Source organism: Pseudomonas sp. S5D5 (genome assembly GCF_003013355.1).
GTDB classification, from domain to species: Bacteria; Pseudomonadota; Gammaproteobacteria; order Pseudomonadales; family Pseudomonadaceae; genus Aquipseudomonas; species Aquipseudomonas aylmerensis.
Window position 1 is genome coordinate 3,796,008 of sequence record NZ_PTEO01000001.1, and the last position, 18,299, is coordinate 3,814,306.

An 18,299-nucleotide genomic window follows, 5' to 3' on the forward strand; every position below is an offset into this window, starting at 1 on the left:
AAGATGAAGCGTGACTGTACTGACTCCTCGTTATAACCGAAAATATTTAAAATTCATTAGCAAATAACCATAAGCCCTAGACGCTGGCTGGCCTGCGATAGCCGCGCATCCCCCCTCAGCGACGGTGCGCCAATGAGCGTACACACCGATCACCCAGGCTTTGCACGCCCTGCACCAGCACCACCAGCACAATCACCGTGACCACCATGATCTGGTTGTTGAAACGCTGGTAACCGTAGCGGATCGCAAGGTCGCCCAGCCCGCCGCCACCGATCACCCCGGCCATCGACGAAAAGCCGATCAACATCACCAGCGTCAAGGTCACCCCGGCCACCAGCGCCGGCAGCGCTTCGGGCAACAGCACCTTGAGAATCACATGCCGGATATCGCCGCCCATGGCCACGATGGCTTCGATGCGGCCCTTGTCCACTTCATCCAGCGCGGTCTCGACAATCCGCGCAAAAAACGGAAACGCGCCGATGGTGATCGGCACCACCGCCGCCGTGCTGCCCAGGGTGGTGCCGACGATCAGGCGGGTCAGCGGAATCAGCGCAATCAACATCACCACGAACGGCAACGAGCGCCCCAGGTTGATCACCCCGCCGAGCACACGATTGACCCGAGGCAACGGCAGCAGTCCGCCACGCCGGCTGATAAACAGCAGCACGCCTAGCGGCAGGCCGATCAGCAGGGTGAACCACCCCGCGAGCAGCACCATGTACAGGGTTTCGCCGGTGGCGTTGAGGAGCAATTGCAGGATGTCCTGCCAGTCGGTTTTCATACGGCCCTCACCACTTGCAGGCTGGGGGCGAGCGAACGGCCCAGGCGCGAGGATGGGTCGGCCTGCAATTGCACCAGGCTGCCGCTTTCCACCACGCGCCCATCGGCCAGGGACACGGCGCTGTCGCAAATCGCCTTGACCACCTCCAGCTCGTGGGTGATCAGCACGATGGTCACCCCCAGTTGCCGGTTGATGTCGCGCAACAATTCGAGGATCGACGCCGTGGTTTCCGGGTCAAGGGCGCTGGTGGCCTCATCCGACAACAGATACGCCGGACGCGCCGCCAATGCACGGGCGATGCCGACGCGCTGTTTCTGCCCGCCCGACAGCTGCGAGGGAAAGGCCTGGGCCTTGTCGCTCAAGCCCACCAATGCCAGCAACTCGGCGACCCGCGCGGCACGTTCGGGCTTGGGCATTTTGGCGATTTCCAACGGCACCGCGACGTTATCCGCCACGTTGCGCGAATGCAGCAGGTTGAAACCCTGGAAGATCATGCCGATGCGCTGGCGTTGCTGGCGCAGTTGCTTGTCGCTCAGCTGCGTGAGGTCCTGGCCGTCCATGAGGATGCGTCCGGAGGTCGGCCGCTCAAGCAGGTTGAGGCAGCGCAGCAAGGTGCTTTTGCCCGCGCCGCTGCGCCCGACGATGCCAAAGATCGAACCATCGGCAATCTGCAACGACACATTATCCAGCGCCGGTGGCTGGCCATCGGCGTAGGTTTTGCTGACCGCCTCGACGACGATCATTCGGCCGCCACCGGGATTACCGAACCGGCGTATTTCTCGCTGATGAACTTGGCCACCGCCGGTGAGCGCAGGTCGTTGGCCAGCTGCTTGATGCGCGGGTCTTCGAGCAATTTCGGCGTGGTCACGAGGATATTCGCATACGGATTGCCTTCGGCCTTTTCCAGCCCCAGCGCATCCTTGGCCGGCTGCAATCCGGCTTCCAGGGCGAAGTTGCCATTGATCACCGCCAGGTCCACGTCATCCAGGGCCCGCGGGATCTGCGGCGACTCGATTTCGAGGATCTTCAAGTGCCTGGGGTTCTCGGCGATGTCCTTGGGCGTGGCCTGGTCCTTGGAGGCGTCGTTGAAGCCCGGTTTGAGTTTGATCAGGCCGTTGGCTTGCAGCAGGTACAACGCGCGGCTGAGGTTGGTGACGTTGTTCGGCACGGCCACGGTGCCTTTGTCCGGCACCTGGGCGAGGCTGGTGTGGCGATGGGAGTAGATGCCCAGCGGCTCGATATGCACGGTGGCCGCCACCGCAAACTTCTGGCCGAGCGCCTGCTCCTGGGAATTGAGGTACGGCAGGTGCTGGAAGTAATTGGCGTCGACATCGCCATGCGCGAGCAACTCGTTGGAGTTCACGCCGCTGGGGATCTCGATGATTTTCAGCTTCAGGCCCGGGTCGAGCTTTTGCACGTATTCAAGGATTTGCGCGTGGGGAATCGGGTCGGCAGCCACGCGCAAGGCGTCGGCGGCCGACACGCTGAAAGAGGCCAACAACGCCGCCAGGGTAAGTGCAGATTTCTTCAACATAGTGATCTCCTGATCAGGCGGACAGTGCGTGGGGAAGCGTGGCGTCGGCGTAGAAACGTTGGGCGACATCGGGGTGCGAGCGCAGGCGGCCCTTGAGGTAATTCCAGCCGACCTCGCGCAGCAACGGATTGCGCGGATCGCTGGTCGGGCCGTGGGCGTCGCGCAGCAGCTCTGGCGCCAGTGGGAACACCGGCACCACCGCGTCGAGTTGTGCACCGAGGAAGAACGCCAGCGACAGGCGCTCGCTGCCCAGCGGCGGCGATACCACCCGGTGCACGGTGGCGCGCAGGTAGCCATTGCTGGCCAGTTCCAGCAACTCGCCGATGTTCACCACCAGTGTGTCGGGGCGCGGCGACGCATCAATCCAGCGGCCCTCCTCGACTTCCACCTGCAAGCCGGCCTGGTCCTGCAGCAAAAAGCTCAGGAAGCCGGAGTCCTTGTGCGCCCCCACCCCCTGGCGGCTTTGCTGGGCGTGACGACCGGGGTAGCGGATCAGCTTGATGTGCTCGTTGGGCTTGTCGCCGTACAGCGGGTCAAAGGCGTTTTCCGGCAACGACAACGCTTGGGCAAAGGCGCGCAACAGGCGCAGCGCCATCTGCGTCATCGCCTGCTGCCAGCCGAGCACCAGCGGCTTGAGTTGCGGCAAGGCTGCCGGCCATTGATTAGGGCCTTGCAGGCGCGCCCAGGCCGCCGGATGGTGGCCCGCATCAAGTGGCTCGCGCTCGGCGCCGACGTCAAATTGCTCGCGCAGGTCCGGCTGCCCACGAGTGATCTCCGAGGCCGCGCGGTTATAGCCGCGAAAGTGCGGCGAATTGAGCATGCCCACCGCCAGCTTGTCGGCCTCGGGCAAGGCAAAGAACGCGCGCGCCTGCTGCTGCACTTCGGCCAGCAACGCTGGGTCGATCCCGTGGCCGGTGAGGTAGAAAAACCCGATATGCCGCGCCGCCAGGCGCAACTCGTCGAGGAACTGCTGGCGTTGCTGCGGGCTGCCATCGAGCTGCGATAGGTCGAGCAAGGGTAACGTGGTGATGGACTGCACGTGGGACATCGGCGGCTCGCTCCTTGAACAGAATCCTTGAGAAGCGTCCAAGCTAAACGATCTTAAAAACCAGCAATAAATATCTTTTTAGAATTAGCTTAGGCAGGTCGACCTACCTTCCGCGCTGGCTTTTTGCTTCGTCGTGTATCTCGCTATCGCCAGATACACTGCAATACAAAGGGCACAAGGCAAGCGCGCCGACACTGGCTAGACTGCCGCCCAAGAGTATTTAACGAGGAAGGCAGCATGGACCATGTCGATCACATCCTGATCGTCGATGACGACCGCGAGATCCGCGAACTGGTGGGCAATTACCTGAAAAAAAACGGCATGCGCACCACCGTGGTCGCCGACGGCCGCCAGATGCGCAGCTTCCTCGACACCACCCCTGTCGACCTGATCGTGCTGGATATCATGATGCCCGGCGACGACGGCCTGCAGCTGTGCCGCGAGCTGCGAGTGGGCAAGCACAAGGCCACGCCGGTGCTGATGCTCACCGCGCGCAACGATGAAACCGACCGCATCATCGGCCTGGAAATGGGCGCTGACGATTACCTGGTCAAACCCTTCGCCGCCCGCGAGTTGCTTGCACGCATCAACGCAGTGTTGCGGCGCACGCGGATGCTGCCGCCGAACCTTTTGGTCAGCGAAACCGGGCGCCTGATCCGGTTTGGCCGTTGGCGCCTGGACACCACCGCGCGCCACCTGCTCGATGAAGACGACACCCTGGTGGCGCTGAGCGGCGCCGAATACCGCCTGCTGCGGGTGTTCCTCGACCACCCCCAGCGAGTGCTCAACCGCGACCAGTTGCTCAACCTGACCCAGGGCCGCGATGCCGACCTGTTCGACCGCTCCATCGACCTGTTGGTGAGCCGCCTGCGCCAGCGCCTGCTGGATGAAGCGCGCGAGCCGGCCTATATCAAGACCGTGCGCAGCGAGGGTTATGTGTTCTCCCTGGCGGTGGAAATCCTCGGGGCCGATCAATGACCTTCAAACTCGGCTGGCCACGCACCCTGGCGTCGCAGTTGTCGCTGATCTTCCTGATCAGCCTGGTGTGTGCCCATGGCCTGTCCTTCAGTGCGCAGTTCTACGAGCGCTATATCAGCGCGCGGACTGCCATGCTCGGCAACCTGGAAAACGACGTGTCCACCTCGGTGGCGATCCTCGACCGCCTGCCCGCCAACGAACGCGCGGCCTGGCTGCCGCGCATCGACCGGCAGAACTACCGCTACCTGCTCAACGCCGGCGAGCCCGGCGAGCCGATGCGCAACGATGACATCCCAATGGCCGCCACCTCGATCGCCGAGGCCCTGGGCGAACAGTACGCCCTGACCTTTCGCACGATCCCTGGGTTGCAGAAGCACTTCCAGGCGCACCTGACCCTGGCCGACGGCAACCCGATCACCCTTGACGTGCGCCCCGCCGCCCTGCCCGTGGCCTACTGGCTGCCGGTGGTGCTGGTGCTGCAACTCGCGCTGCTGCTGGGCTGCACCTGGTTCGCCGTGCGCCTCGCCATCCGCCCGCTGACCCGTCTGGCCCGCGCCGTGGAGACCCTCGACCCCAACGCCCATCCGACGCCGCTGGATGAACACGGCCCGACCGAAGTGGCCCACGCGGCTGCCGCGTTCAACGCCATGCAGCAGCGCATCGCCGAATACCTCAAGGAACGCATGCAGATCCTGGCGGCGATTTCCCACGACCTGCAAACCCCGATCACCCGCATGAAGCTGCGCGCCGAGTTCATGGAGAATTCGGCTGATCGCGACAAACTCTGGGGTGATCTCAGCGAAATGGAGCACCTGGTGCGCGAAGGCGTCGCCTATGCCCGCAGCGTGCACGGCGCCACTGAAGCCAGCCACCGCATCCACCTCGACGCCTTCCTCGACAGCCTGGTGTTCGACTACCAGGACATGCACAAGCAGGTGAGCCTCAGCGGCAAAAGTGCAGTGGTGCTCGACACCCGTCCCCACGCGCTGCGGCGGGTGCTGGTCAACCTGGTGGACAACGCCCTCAAATTTGCCGGCGCCGCGCAATTGGAAGTCGGCTCGACGACCGAGGGCGAGCTGTCGATCAAGGTGTTGGACGACGGCCCCGGCATCGCCGAAGACGAACTGGTGCAGGTCATGCAACCGTTCTACCGCGTGGAAAGCTCACGCAACCGTGGCACCGGCGGCACCGGGCTGGGGCTGGCGATTGCCCAGCAACTGGTGGTGGCCATTGGCGGTTCGCTGACCTTGAGCAACCGCCCGGAAGGCGGGTTGTGCGCGCAGATCAAGATCAGCTTGTAAGATACCCCGGCAGGCGCTGGCTTGCCAGCGCTGCGGACACCCGGGTGTGGCAGGCCTGCCGCGCCGATGCGATCGCCGGCAAGCCCGCGCCTACAGAAAAACCGTCAGTTCGCCGCCGTAGACGGCTCCAACTGCCGCTGCGCCAACCAGATCTCTTCCTGCAACCACTGGCTGAACACCTGCAACTGCGGCAAATCCGTTTGCTCCGGTCGCGTCACCAGCCAATAGGACTGATGCCCCTCCACATGCACGTTCAGCACCTGGGTCAACTGCCCCGATGCCAACTCCGCCGCGACCATATGCCAGTCGGCAATGGTGATCCCCAACCCATCGGTGGCCGCGCGAATGGCCAGGTCCAGCAGGTCGAATTCATACCCGCCCTGGGTATCCACACCGTGGATGCGCGCCGCGTCCAGCCAGTGTTTCCAGGTCAGATAACGCTGGTCTTCGCTGGCCAGCACATGCAGCAACGTCATGCGGTTGAGGTCCACGCCCTCGTCGCTGCACTCACGGGCATACAGCGACGGCGCGCACACGGCGATATGCCGCTCCTGTATCAGCAACGAACTGTCGAGGCCATCCCATTCGCCGTTGCCAAACCGAATCGCGCAATCCAGCGTGCTGGTCTGCGCCAGGCTGTCCTGCAAACAGGTGGTGATGCTCAGTTCCAGCTCCGGATGGGCCTCGCGCAAACGCCCCAGGCGGGGCATCAGCCAGCGGCTGGTGAAGGTCGGCGGCGCGTTGACGTGCAACCGGTTGGAATGGGTTTTCTGCTGGATGCTGCGCACCGTCAACTCGATCTTGTCGAACGACTGGTGCAGCGCGCGCAGCAACACACGCCCTGCGCTGGTCAGTTCGAGGTGATGGTGACGACGCTCCAACAAGTTCTCGCCCAGCTGCTCTTCCAACTGCCGGACCTGGCGGCTGACCGCGCTCTGGGTCACGTTCAGCAGCTCGGCAGCCCGGGTAAAACTGCCGGTACTGCCGGCCACTTCGAAAGCCTTGAGGGCATTGAGCCCGGGCATTTTGCGTTTCATGGGAAGCACTCGAGGACGACTGACGAGGCGCCAAGCATCCCATGAGCCAGCAGTTTTTTCCTAGCCAACATGATTTTTTGTATCGCGCAGTAACGATCGCCACGCCAGCGGCGCGTCTATCTCGACACACCGCCACCGCCACGCCGACTAACATGCGTTTAAGGAACGTTTAACCGCTGAATTTATCGTTTGTCGATCGTCGCACCGATGACAAAACTGCGGGCATCTCTAATAAAAACAACATGAGAGCAGCCCCATGTCCGATTCCAACGTTTTAGCGACCCTGGACGGTAACGCGCCGCACCCCGCCGTCGAAGCCCTGTGCAATCAGGTGCAAAGCGGCGAGATCAACCGCCGCCAATTCCTGCGCACCGCCGCCCTCCTCGGCATCACCGTGGCCAGCGCCAGCAGCTTTATCGGCGCAGCCCTGCTCGGCAACGATGCCCAGGCCGCCGACGGCACGCCGGCCCGCCAAGGCGGCAGCCTGCGTTTTGCCTGCGCGATCCAGGAAATCCAGGACCCGATGCTGATCACCTGGATCGAAGCGTCGAACCTGCTGCGCAATGCGCTGGAATACCTGACCTGGGTCGACGCCGACAACATCACCCACCCGTACCTCGCCGAAAGCTGGAGCCCGTCCGACGACCTCACAACCTGGACCTTCAACCTGCGCCAGGACGTGAAGTGGAGCAACGGCGACAGCTTCAACGTCGACGATGTCCAGCACAATATCCAGCGCTGGATCGCCGCCGACTCCAAGTCGGTCAACCGCACGGCGTTCCAGGACATCAAGGCCTTCGAAAAAGTCAGCGACTACCAGTTCCGCCTGCAACTCAAGCGGCCGATCCTGGCGATCCCGGAGATGCTCAACGCGTTCACCTGCGCCATGGTCCATCGCAGCTTCAAGGCTGGCGATGACTGGGCCAAGAACCCGCTGGCGACCGGGCCATTCAAGCTGGTGTCATTCGCGGTCAACAAGCAGGCGACGTTCGCCAAGCGCGCCGACTATTGGGGCAAGCCGGCCAACCTCGACGAGTTGCGCTATATCGACATGGGCACCGACGTGTCCACCCACCTGGCCGCCCTGCAGGCCGGTCAGGTCGACGTGCTGTACCGCGTGACCGTGGCCGAACTCGACCTGGCCAAGCGCTTGCCGGGTGCGCAGCTGCTCAGCTGCAAATCCGCACAGACCGTGGTGATGCGCATGGCCTGCGACCAGCAGCCGTTCACCGATGTGCGGGTGCGCAAGGCGGTAGTGCTGTGCGCCGACAACGCACAAATGCTCAAGGTCGCCTATCGCGGCATGGGCACCCTCGGCGAAGACCACCACGTGGCGCCCTCTCATCCGGAGTACTTTGCGTTGCCCAAGCGCGAGCGCGACGTGGCGGCGGCGAAAAAACTGCTGGTCGAGGCCGGGTTTGCCAATGGCCTGGACATCGACCTGATCGTCGGCAACACACAGGGCCGCTATGAGCAGGATTGCGCGCAGATCCTGCAACAGAACTGCCTGGAAGCCGGCATCCGCATCAACCTCAAGGTGGTGCCCGCGGCCCAGTACTGGCCGATCTGGGACAAGGCCGCGTTCAGCCTGACCTATTGGGCCCACCGCCCGCTTGGGGTGATGTCCCTGGAGCTGGCCTACCGTGGCGGCGGCGCCTGGAACGAAAGCCACTACCACGACCCGGCCTTTGATGCGGCCCTGGACAAGGCCATGGGCATCATCGACCCCAAGCAACGCGCGGCGGCCATGCAAGACGTCGAGCAGATCCTGCAGGACGCGTGCGTGATCGTGCAGCCGTTCTGGGGTGACAAGTTCACCGCCGTGAGCAAAAAGGTCCAGGGCTTCCAGGTCCACCCCTCCGACTTCTACCCCATGGGCAGTGTCTGGCTGAGCGCCTGATCGACAGGCGCAACACCCCTTCCCATCCCCCCGTCGGAGCGTGCACCTGATGGCTCATTTTCTACTGCGCAAATTGCTGATGCTGCTGGCGACCCTGCTGTCGGTATCGCTGATTGTGTTCCTGGCGCTGGAACTGAATATCGAGGACGTGGCAATCAACGTCCTCGGCCCCTACTCCGCCGCCGACCAGCGCGCCGCGTGGCTGCTGGAACACGGCTATAACCAGCCGTTCGCGTGGCGTTACCTGGTGTGGTTGAAGGATTTCGTCAGCGGCGACTGGGGCACTTCGGTGTACTTTCGCGAATCGGTGCTCAAGCTGCTGCTGCCCAACCTCTGGCAAACCCTGACCCTGGCCGGGCTGGCCTTGCTGGTGATGGTGCCGGTGGCGCTGACCCTGGGCGTCCTCGCGGGGATCCGCCAGGGCTCGCCGGTCGACCGGCTGGTGTCGTTCCTGTCGATCGTCACCACCTCGATCCCGGACTTCGCCAGCGCCGTATTCGTCTCGGCGATCTTTGTGTTCTGGCTCAACTGGCTGCCCGGTGTCAGCAGCATGAGTGACGGCTTCAGCGCCGTCGAACTGGTGCTGCCGCTGATGGTGCTGTGCCTGTTCGGCATCGGCTACCTGGCGCGTATCACCCGCGCGTCGATGGTCGAGGTGATGCAGGCGCCGTACATCCGCACCGCGCGCCTCAAAGGTGCCTCCACTGCACGCATCGTGCTGCGCCACGCGCTGCGCAATGTGCTGATCGCGCCGGTCACGGTGATCATGCTGTACATCCCCTGGCTGCTGTCGAACGTGATCGTGGTGGAAGTGTTTTTCGCCTACAAGGGCTTCGGCTCGCTGCTCTATACCGCTTCGCTCAACCATGACGTCTACCTGATCGAAGCCTGCGCGATGATCAGCGGCGTGGTGGTGGGCGTCAGCAAGATCTTCTCGGACCTCGCCTACACCTGGCTCAACCCGCGCATCACCCTGCGCAGTCTCGGCGGAGGCCGCCCATGAACCTGCTCAAATCCTTCAAGCATCCGCTGGCGCTGCTCGGCCTGCTGCTGGTCGGCGGCTGGGTGCTGATCGCCCTGTGCGCGCCGTGGCTGGCGCCGCATGATCCGCTGGAAAGTTTCACGCCGCTGCTGACCCCGCTGACTGCCGGCGATGACGGCGCGCGGTTCCTGCTGGGCACCGACATGATTGGCCGCGACATTCTCTCGCGGCTGATCTGGGGCACGCGCACCGTGCTGTTCTGGTCGATCCTCGCCACCCTCACCGCCTTTGCCGTGGGCATCGCCATGGGCCTGTGCGCCGGTTACTTCAATGGCTGGGTCGACGCGGTGCTGTCGTATGTGGCCGACACCGTGCTGTCGTTCCCGGTGCTGGTGCTGTACATCGTGATCATCATCGCCCTCGGCGCTTCGGCGCTGAACATCCTGATTGCGGTGACCTTCACCAGCGCGCCGGCGATCTTTCGCATCATGCGCGCGCTGACCATCGACATCCGCTCGCGCGACTACGTGCTCAGCGCCATCACCCAGGGCGAAGGCTCGCTGCGGATCATGCTGGTGGAAATCCTGGCCAACTGCGGCGGGCCGCTGATCGTCGATTTCTGCCTGCGCATCGGCTACACCGCGATCATGATCGGCGCCCTCGGGTTCCTCGGCCTCGGCCTGCCGCCACCGACCCCGGACTGGGGCGGCATGATCAATGACGGCCGCGCCATGGCCATTTCCTTCCCGCACCTGGTGATCTTCCCCTGCATCGCCATCTCCACCCTGATGCTCGGCCTGAGCCTGCTCGCCGACGGGCTGGATGAACACGCGCAGCAAGGCGCAAGGAGTTGAGCATGAGCAGCGAGCAAACCGTATTGCGGGTCGACAACCTGTCCGTCGAACTGCCCAAGGGCGCCGACCGCAGCCACGCCGTGCAAGGCATCAGCCTGGACGTGCGCAAGGGCGAAATCCTCTGTGTGATCGGCGAGTCGGGCTCGGGCAAGTCCGTGCTGTCGGCGGCGATCATGGGCGATTACGCCAAGGGCCTGCGGCATGCCGGTGGGGTCATCGACTTCCTCGGCGAGGATATCTGCCGCCTCGACGACGCGCGCCTGCGGGCACTGCGCGGCAACCGCATTGCGATGATTTTCCAGGAGCCGATGGCCGCACTCAACCCGGCGATTCGCATCGGCAAGCAAGTCGAAGAGATCTTCGACATTCATGCGCCGCAGATGCCCGGCGCCGAGCGCCGCGAACGCATGCTTGCGCTGTTGGCGTCCACGCAACTGCCGGACCCGCCGCGCATCGCCAACAGCTTCCCGCACCAGTTGTCCGGGGGGCAATGCCAGCGCGTGGTGATTGCCATGGCCCTGGCGATGAACCCGGACCTGCTGATCGCCGACGAACCCACCACCGCCCTCGACGTGACCACCCAGGCCCAAGTACTGAAGCTGGTGCGCGACCTGCGTGGGCGCGGGCAGCACGGCATCCTGTTTATCACCCACGACTTTGGCGTGGTGGCGCAGATTGCCGACCGCATCGCGGTGATGGAAGGTGGCCGCCTGGTGGAGATCGGCGCACGCGACCAGGTGCTGAATGCGCCGGCTCATGCCTACACCCGCAAGCTGATTGCGGCGGTGCCGGCGCTGCACCCCGAACTGCATGTGCCGAGCGAGGACGGCGAAATGGCCTTGCGCATCGAGCACCTGACCAAGACCTACACGGTCGGCGGCAGCTCGGTGGCGGCGCTGCGCGATGTGTCGCTGAACCTGCCGCGCGGCAAGACACTGGCGATTGTCGGTGAATCCGGCTCGGGCAAAAGCACGCTGGTCAAGGCCGCGATCCGCCTGGTGGACAGCGACAGTGGCCATGTGTGGGTCGGCGACACCGACTTCCTGGCCCTGCGCGGCGCGGCATTGGCCGCCAATCGCCGGCGTATCCAGATGATTTTCCAGGACCCGTATGGCTCGCTCAATCCCCGCCACCGTGTCGGTGACATCATCGCGCGCGCCGCGCAATTGCGGGGGCTGTCGGCCAAGGATGCCTGGGCCGAAGCCGGCGACCTGCTTGAGCAGGTGGGCCTCAAGCGCGATGCCCTGCAGCGCAAGCCTCGGCAGTTCTCCGGCGGCCAGCGCCAGCGCATCGGCATTGCCCGCGCCCTGGCGATGCGCCCGGAAGTGCTGATCGCCGATGAAAGCGTGTCGGCGCTGGATGTGTCGGTGCAAAAGCAGGTACTGGAATTGCTCGCCACGCTGCAGCAGCAGTTGAACCTGAGCATCCTGTTCATCACCCACGACCTGCGAGTGGCGGCGCAGATCAGCGACCACATCGCGGTGATGCGCCAGGGCGAGGTGGTCGAATACGGCACCGCCGAACAGGTGCTGCTGCGCCCGCAGAACGCCTACACCCAGGCATTGCTCGCCGCGGCTCCCGGCGCGTCGCAATTGCCGGCGGCCGGGCCGCCGCTACGGCTGATCCGCCCCGCCGCGCACTGAGTTGAAACCTTTTCCCCGCGTCGCAGCGTTCGCTGCGGCAACGGGCTGCTGTTGCCAAAAATAACTAAAAACGAGAGTAAAACCATGCGACCAACGATGCGCTACTTCACCCTTATCCCTGTGCTCGGCGCCCTCGCGGCGCCGGCCATGGCCGTGCAAGTCACCGACAACCTCGACCTCGGCGGCGCCATCCGGGCACGCTGGGACTATGACCCGGACCGCGACATCCAGAAGTTCGGCCTCGACACCGTGTACCTCAGCGCCAAGTACAACTCCGACAGCTGGATCGGCGAAGCGCAGTACCGGTTCTACGGGCGCTCGTACCCCTACCAGTACACCAAGAACTACGGCGATATCCAGTTCGCCAAGTTCGCCTGGGTCGGCTACAAGTTCAACCCCGAGCAACAGGTGCAAGTCGGCCTCAACACCGTGCCGTTCGGGCTGCAGCCGTACTTCGGCAGCACCTTTTATGAAACCCTGGGCAACGTGATCGGCCTGGAAGACGTGCAGCAGGTCGGCGCCAAGTACGTGCAGCAGACCGGCGACTGGAACGTCCAGGCCGGCTACTACCTGCGCCCGGCCTGGCAAGGCAAAGGCACCAGCAAGGGCGTGACCTATTCCAGCGTGGTCTCCGGCGCCGACAGCTACGTCGCCGATGGCAGCGACAACCAGGAACGCAACACCGTGGTGCTGCGCGTGGCCAAGGCCCTCGACCTGGGCGGCTGGAAGTCCGAAGTCGGCGTGTCCGGCCTGACCTCGACCCTGGAAAACAAAGACACCGGCAACGACGGCCGCCGCAACGCAGTAGCCGTCCACTACCTGGGCAAGAACGGCCCGTGGGGCCTGCAATTGCAGGCAGCGCGCCAACAGATGTCACCGCGCAACCCAGGCACCGACAGCGTGGTCACGTTGGGCGGTTATGACGGCACCTTCAACGTGGCCAGCCGGGGCAATTTGTATGTGGCGGATCTGAGTTATGACGTCGGCGGCAAGTACCTGTTCGACCAGGTCAGTGGGGTGAAGCTGTATGCCAACTACAGTGCGTTCGATAAATCCGAGGATCAGTTCAAGACCTCGCAGCGGGTGATTCTGGGGACGTCGTTTTCGGTCAGCAAGCTGTGGGTGGCGACGGAATGGTTGATCGGCAAGAACGATCCGTACATTGGTGGGAGCAGCTATACCCAGAGCTTGGGGGCTGGGGGTAGTAACCAATGGGAAAATCAGCTGTACATGAACATTGGGTATTACTTCTAATAGGCGGCGTCATTACTGATGCCTTCGCGAGCAAGCCCGCTCCCACATTTGATCGGCGCCGCGGTCAAAATGTGGGAGCGGGCTTGCCCGCGAAGAGGCCGCCAAAAACACTATAAAAACAACCGGTGTGGAATCCATTTCATGCGCCAACTGCCCTCCCTCAACATGCTCCGCGTCTTCGAAGAAGTCGCCCGCCACCGCAGCTTCAGCCAGGCCGCCGTCGGCCTCAACGTGACCCAAGGTGCGGTCAGTCGGCAGATCAAGCAGTTGGAGGACTACCTCGGTGTCGCCCTGTTCATCCGCACGCCGCAAGGCCTGGCCCTGACCGAAGCCGGCTTCGCCCTCTCGCCGCACCTGAGTGACGCCTTCGACCATATCGAGCGAGCCCTGCAGGCCATGCGCGTGCCCAACCTGCGCCAGCGCCTGCGCATCGTCGCGCCGCCGACCTGGGCCACGCGCTGGCTGTCCGCGCACTTGCGGCGCTTTTGCGAGCGCTACCCGGACATCAACCTCAGCGTCACCCATCAAAACAGTCACGCAAGCCTGGCGGAAATCGACTGCCAGATCCGCTTCGGCCTGGAACCGGCACTGCATTGCAGCAGCGAATTGCTGGTGATGGAACGCCACATCGCCGTAGCCAGCCCGGAGCTGTTCATCGACGGCCAGCCGCCCGACCTGCGCCGCGCCCCGCTCCTGCATATCCTGCACGACGGCAAGCGCTTGAAGGTCTGGGAGAACTGGCTGGCGGCCATGGGCCGGGAGGACATCGATGCGGACCAGGGCCTGGAATTCAGCACCCTGGACCAGGTGATTCACACCGCGCTGGCAGGCGGTGGCCTGGCGGTGATCGACCGGCAGATGATCGAGCGGGAATTGGCCAATGGCAGCCTGCTGCCGATCACCCCCGTGGAGGTGATCGGCCCGTATGGCTATTGGCTGGATGTGGCGCCGGACAAGCTGGGCTTATCCAAGGTTCGGCTGTTTACGCAGTGGCTGGGCCAGGTCAGCAATCCCTGATGGCACGGGCGCCTCGGCCTTGCACGCCTGGCTCAAGGTCAACGCCTTGGTTTCCGGCGCCCATGCCCAGGAGATGAGCGCGCCCAGCACCAGGATCGCCGAGAGAATGCCCATGGTCGGGCTCAAGCCGATGCCGGCCACGCTCACCGGCAGCAGGAAGGTACTGACCGCCGAGCCCAGGCGGCTCACCGCCGTCGCCAGGCCGATACCGCTGGCACGCACTTCGGTGGGGAAGCTTTCTGCCGGGAACACCCCGACCAGGTTGCTCACCGCCGACAACACCAGGGTGAACACGCCGAAGGTCAGCACCATCAGCCAGGCCATGCTGCCCGGCAACACCGCGAGCAGGAACAGCGCGACGGCGAGGATGATGAATGAGTTGATCAGGAAGCCCCGGCGCGAGAACTTCACCGTGCACCAGATGCCGATCAGCGCACCGACAATCAGCAACAGGTTGAGCAGCAGTTCGGTGCCAAAGCCCTGGGACAGGCCCATCTTCTGCAGGATCGACGGCAGGAACGTGTAGATCGCAAAGTACGGCATCACGATGCACACAAAGAACAGGCAGTTGAACGCCGTGCGCTTGCGGTATTCACGGCTGAACAGGACGCCGTAGCCCGAACGGGTCTGCGTCGACGGTTCTTCATCGAGGACCACGTGTTCGCCGAGGTGCTTCTTGACGATGGCGCGGGCTTCCGCGATGCGCCCACGGTTGATCAGCCAGCGCGGTGATTCCGGGGTGCCGATACGCGCGATCAGGATCAGCCCGGCGGGAATCGCCGAGGACGCCAGCATCCAGCGCCAGGCATCGTCACCCAGGCTGAGCATGGCCGTGCCGACAAAGGTTGCGGCCACGTAGCCGAAGGTCCAGATCACACTGAATGAGCCCAGCAGCACGCCGCGATGTTTCTTCGGCGAAAACTCCGCCAGCATGGCATGGCCGACACTGAAATCACCGCCAAGGCCAATGCCGATGAGGATGCGGCACAACAACAGGCCCATGGCCGTTTCGGCATAGAACTGCATGACCGAGGCGACAGTGATCAACACAAAGCTGACCAGGAAGATTTTCTGCCGGCCGAGGGTGTCGGAGATCCAGCCGAAAAACAGGCTGCCGAGGAACAGCCCGATCAGCGCCGAGGCACCGATCAAGCCTTGCCAGAAGGCGTCGAGTTGCATCTGTGGGCTGAGCAGGGTGAAAGCGATACCGATCAGGCCGAGGATGTAGCCATCGGTGAAGTGCGCGCCGAAAGTCAGGCCGGCGATCTTCAGGTGAAAGCGGCCGATCGGCAGGTCGTCGATATTGACGGGTTGGGCGGTCATGGTGTTCTCCCTATTGTTGTTTTTGATGGAGTAACGGTGGGCGTGCGCCTTGTGGTTGCTCTGTTAGGCGCTGGCTTGCCTGCGAGCGGTGGATCGGTCGAAGCATGGGTCGCTGGCGTACCGCTGTCGCAGGCAAGCCAGCTTCCACAGTCGACCTCTGCTGTTTGCAGACCTGGGGTCTACAGCCCGCCCATCAACAGGTATTTGATCTCCAGGTAATCATCCAGGCCGTACTTGGAGCCTTCGCGGCCCAGGCCGGATTCCTTGATGCCGCCAAACGGCGCGACTTCGGTGGAGATGATCCCTTCATTGATGCCGACCATGCCCGCCTCCAGGCCTTCGGCCATGCGCCACACGCGGCCAATGTCGCGGCTGTAGAAATAGGCCGACAAGCCGAACGGCGTGTCATTGGCGCGCTGCAGTACCTCGGCTTCATCGCTGAAGCGGAAGCACGCCGCCACCGGGCCGAAGGTTTCTTCCTGGGCGATCAGCATCTCGCCGTGGGCTTCGGTGAGGATGGTCGGCTCGAAGAAGGTGCCGCCCAGCGCATGGCGCCGGCCGCCGCACAACAGTTTGGCGCCCTTTTCCAAGGCGTCGCCCACATGGGCTTCAACCTTGGCCAGCGCGGCGGCGTTGATCAGCGGGCCTTGCTCGGTGTCGCCGTCCAGGGCGCTGCCGACGCGCATGGCCTTGACCGCCTCGGCAAGTTTGGTGGTGAACGCGTCATACACGCCGTCCTGGATAAAGAAGCGGTTGACGCACACACAGGTCTGCCCGGTATTGCGGAACTTGGACGCCATCGCGCCTTTGACGGCGGCGTCGAGGTCGGCGTCGTCGAACACAATGAACGGCGCGTTGCCGCCCAGTTCCAGCGAGACTTTTTTCAGCGTGTCCGCCGCCTGGCGCATGAGCAGTTTGCCGGTGCGCGTCGAGCCGGTGAACGACAGCTTGCGCACCACACTGGAGGCCTGCAGCGCGCCGCCGATGGCCACGGCGTCACCGGAGACAATATTGAACACACCGGCCGGAATGCCGGCCTGCTCGGCAAGGACCGCCAGCGCAAAGGCCGACAGCGGGGTTTCTTCCGAGGGCTTGAGGATCATCGTGCAGCCCGCCGCCAGCGCCGGCCCGACCTTGCGGGTGACCATCGCCAGGGGGAAATTCCACGGCGTGATCGCCGCGACCACGCCGATGGCTTCCTTGGTCACGATGATGCGGGCATCGGCCTTGTGGCTTGGAATCACGTCGCCATAGGCGCGCTTGGCCTCTTCGCCAAACCACTCCAGGAAGCTCGCGGCGTAGACCACTTCGCCCATGGCTTCGGCGAGGGGCTTGCCCTGCTCCAGGCTGAGCAACTGCGCGAGGTCTTTCTGATGGCTGAGCATCAGCTCGCTCCAGCGCTTGAGGCGCTGGCTGCGCTCCTTGGCGGTGAGCGTACGCCAGGCCGGCAACGCGCGGTGGGCGGCGGCGATGGCCAGGTCGGTGTGCTCAGCCCCGGCGCGTTGTACGTCGGCGATCAGCGCGCCATTCGCCGGATTGAGCACCGGGTAGGTCGGGCCACCGCTGGACCATTGGCCATCGATGTAGTTGCCAGTACGGATCAGCGGGTTCATGCCACGGCCTCGATCAGGTTGAAACGGTCCAGGCCCGGACGGGCCGCACGCAGGATGCGCTTGCCGGCGGTGTAGTCGTTGATCACATCGCACGGTGTGTAGTTGCGTTCCAGCTCATGCAGTTCTTCGGCATCCAATTGGGTGTCGAGGGCGGCCAGCGCGCTGTCGAACTGCGCGGTGGTGTCGGCGCCCACCAGCATCACATCGACACCTGGATGGTTGGCGACCCACGCCTGGGCGATCTGCGCGTTGGACACGCCACGGGCACGTGCCACGCGCTGCACCGAATGGGCGATATCGAACGAGGTTTGGTCGCTGTACATCTGCTGGGTGAAGAAGTCGGTCTGGTTGCGCGTCGATTGCACCTCGCCGGTGAGCAAGCCGCGCGCCAGCGGGCTGAACACCGAGACGCCGAGGCCCTGGTCGCGGCAGAACGGGATCATCTCGCGCTCTTCTTCGCGGTAGGCGCAGTTCAGTTGCAGCTGCATGTTGATTGGCTTGACCCAGCCATTGCGTTCGCAGGCCAGGAGAATTTTCGCCAGCTGGCCGGTGAGCATGGTCGACACGCCGATGTAGCGCGCCTTGCCGGAGCGCACGATGTCATTGAGGGCGCTCATGGTTTCTTCGACCGGGGTGTTCACGTCGAAGTAATGCAGCATGAACACGTCGACGTAATCCATGCCCAGGCGGCTGAGGGATGCGTCGATGCTGTCCATGATGTGCTTGCGCGAATGGCCGCTGGCGTTGATGCCGCTGCGGGTGCCGTAGCCGACCTTGGTGGTGACCACGATCTCGTCACGCCGGGCGACGCGCTTGAGGATGCGCCCCACCACTTCCTCGCCGACCCCGGCGGAATAGAAGTCGGCCAGGTCGATGAAATTGACGCCGTTGGCCAGGGCGTGGGCGACGATCGGCTCGCTTTGCTTCTCGTCGAAGATCCACGGTTTCCAGTCCGGGGTGCCCATGTTCATGGTGCCCAGGCACAGGCGCGAGACTTGCAGGCCGGAGTTGCCCAAACGAATGTATTGCATGGG

At 63.9% G+C, this 18,299-nt stretch carries 16 protein-coding genes; 8 read left to right on the plus strand and 8 right to left on the minus strand.

The genetic code is table 11. The annotated features are described in order from the left end of the window. Positions 1-115: 115 nt before the first annotated feature. From C9990_RS17355 to C9990_RS17370, 4 genes are read right to left on the minus strand one after another with little or no spacing between them, the layout of a single operon-like run. On the minus strand, positions 116-781 hold the full coding sequence (locus tag C9990_RS17355; protein WP_106804093.1) for a methionine ABC transporter permease: 666 nt from the start codon (positions 779-781) through the stop codon (positions 116-118). Continuing rightward, a complete protein-coding gene (locus C9990_RS17360) occupies positions 778-1,524 on the minus strand; it encodes a methionine ABC transporter ATP-binding protein (RefSeq protein ID WP_106804094.1) in 747 nt (248 codons plus the stop codon). Before C9990_RS17360 ends, C9990_RS17355 begins: the two co-directional genes overlap by 4 nt. Then, positions 1,521-2,315, minus strand: coding sequence for a MetQ/NlpA family ABC transporter substrate-binding protein (locus C9990_RS17365; protein WP_065906720.1), 795 nt, complete (start codon positions 2,313-2,315; stop codon positions 1,521-1,523). Before C9990_RS17365 ends, C9990_RS17360 begins: the two co-directional genes overlap by 4 nt. 13 nt (positions 2,316-2,328) lie before the next feature. Continuing rightward, positions 2,329-3,363 carry an isopenicillin N synthase family oxygenase gene (locus C9990_RS17370; protein ID WP_106804095.1) on the minus strand — a complete coding sequence of 345 codons (1,035 nt, stop codon included), beginning with the start codon at positions 3,361-3,363 and terminating at the stop codon, positions 2,329-2,331. 237 nt (positions 3,364-3,600) lie between these two features. Between C9990_RS17370 and C9990_RS17375 the strand changes: the two genes are divergently transcribed. Further along, complete coding sequence (locus tag C9990_RS17375; protein ID WP_106804096.1) at positions 3,601-4,341, plus strand: response regulator; 741 nt, start codon at positions 3,601-3,603, stop codon at positions 4,339-4,341. Continuing rightward, on the plus strand, positions 4,338-5,642 hold the full coding sequence (locus tag C9990_RS17380; RefSeq protein WP_065906717.1) for an ATP-binding protein: 1,305 nt from the start codon (positions 4,338-4,340) through the stop codon (positions 5,640-5,642). Before C9990_RS17375 ends, C9990_RS17380 begins: the two co-directional genes overlap by 4 nt. A gap of 104 nt (positions 5,643-5,746) precedes the next feature. On the opposite strand, the gene C9990_RS17385 is transcribed toward C9990_RS17380, so the two are convergent. Then, on the minus strand, positions 5,747-6,679 hold the full coding sequence (locus C9990_RS17385) for a LysR substrate-binding domain-containing protein (RefSeq protein ID WP_065906715.1): 933 nt from the start codon (positions 6,677-6,679) through the stop codon (positions 5,747-5,749). A gap of 256 nt (positions 6,680-6,935) precedes the next feature. Between C9990_RS17385 and C9990_RS17390 the strand changes: the two genes are divergently transcribed. The 6 genes from C9990_RS17390 (at position 6,936) to C9990_RS17415 (ending at position 14,329) form a co-directional block, all read left to right on the plus strand. Next, positions 6,936-8,579, plus strand: a complete 1,644-nt coding sequence (locus C9990_RS17390) for an ABC transporter substrate-binding protein (RefSeq protein WP_106804097.1) — start codon at positions 6,936-6,938, stop codon at positions 8,577-8,579. Between the two features lie 49 nt (positions 8,580-8,628). Then, positions 8,629-9,582, plus strand: a complete 954-nt coding sequence (locus C9990_RS17395) for an ABC transporter permease (RefSeq protein ID WP_106804098.1) — start codon at positions 8,629-8,631, stop codon at positions 9,580-9,582. Further along, the gene (locus tag C9990_RS17400) at positions 9,579-10,415 is read left to right on the plus strand and encodes an ABC transporter permease (protein WP_106804099.1); all 837 of its coding nucleotides are present in this window, start codon (positions 9,579-9,581) and stop codon (positions 10,413-10,415) included. The genes C9990_RS17395 and C9990_RS17400 overlap by 4 nt, the downstream gene beginning before the upstream one ends. Positions 10,416-10,417: 2 nt before the next feature. Continuing rightward, entirely contained in the window at positions 10,418-12,058 is a 1,641-nt protein-coding gene (locus C9990_RS17405; RefSeq protein WP_106804100.1) for an ABC transporter ATP-binding protein, read from the plus strand. Between the two features lie 84 nt (positions 12,059-12,142). Beyond that, positions 12,143-13,312 carry a hypothetical protein gene (locus C9990_RS17410; RefSeq protein ID WP_065906703.1) on the plus strand — a complete coding sequence of 390 codons (1,170 nt, stop codon included), beginning with the start codon at positions 12,143-12,145 and terminating at the stop codon, positions 13,310-13,312. A 141-nt stretch (positions 13,313-13,453) separates the two neighbouring features. Next, positions 13,454-14,329 (plus strand): LysR substrate-binding domain-containing protein, encoded by an 876-nt coding sequence (locus C9990_RS17415; RefSeq protein WP_106804101.1) that lies wholly within the window; start codon positions 13,454-13,456, stop codon positions 14,327-14,329. Here C9990_RS17415 and C9990_RS17420 read toward each other — a convergent pair. The 3 genes from C9990_RS17420 to C9990_RS17430 form a co-directional block, all read right to left on the minus strand. After that, entirely contained in the window at positions 14,276-15,652 is a 1,377-nt protein-coding gene (locus tag C9990_RS17420; RefSeq protein ID WP_106804102.1) for an MFS transporter, read from the minus strand. The genes C9990_RS17415 and C9990_RS17420 overlap by 54 nt on opposite strands. A 179-nt stretch (positions 15,653-15,831) precedes the next feature. Continuing rightward, on the minus strand, positions 15,832-17,265 hold the full coding sequence (locus tag C9990_RS17425; RefSeq protein ID WP_065906697.1) for an NAD-dependent succinate-semialdehyde dehydrogenase: 1,434 nt from the start codon (positions 17,263-17,265) through the stop codon (positions 15,832-15,834). Continuing rightward, complete coding sequence (locus tag C9990_RS17430) at positions 17,262-18,296, minus strand: aldo/keto reductase (RefSeq protein WP_065906695.1); 1,035 nt, start codon at positions 18,294-18,296, stop codon at positions 17,262-17,264. Before C9990_RS17430 ends, C9990_RS17425 begins: the two co-directional genes overlap by 4 nt. Between the last annotated feature and the right edge of the window lie 3 nt (positions 18,297-18,299).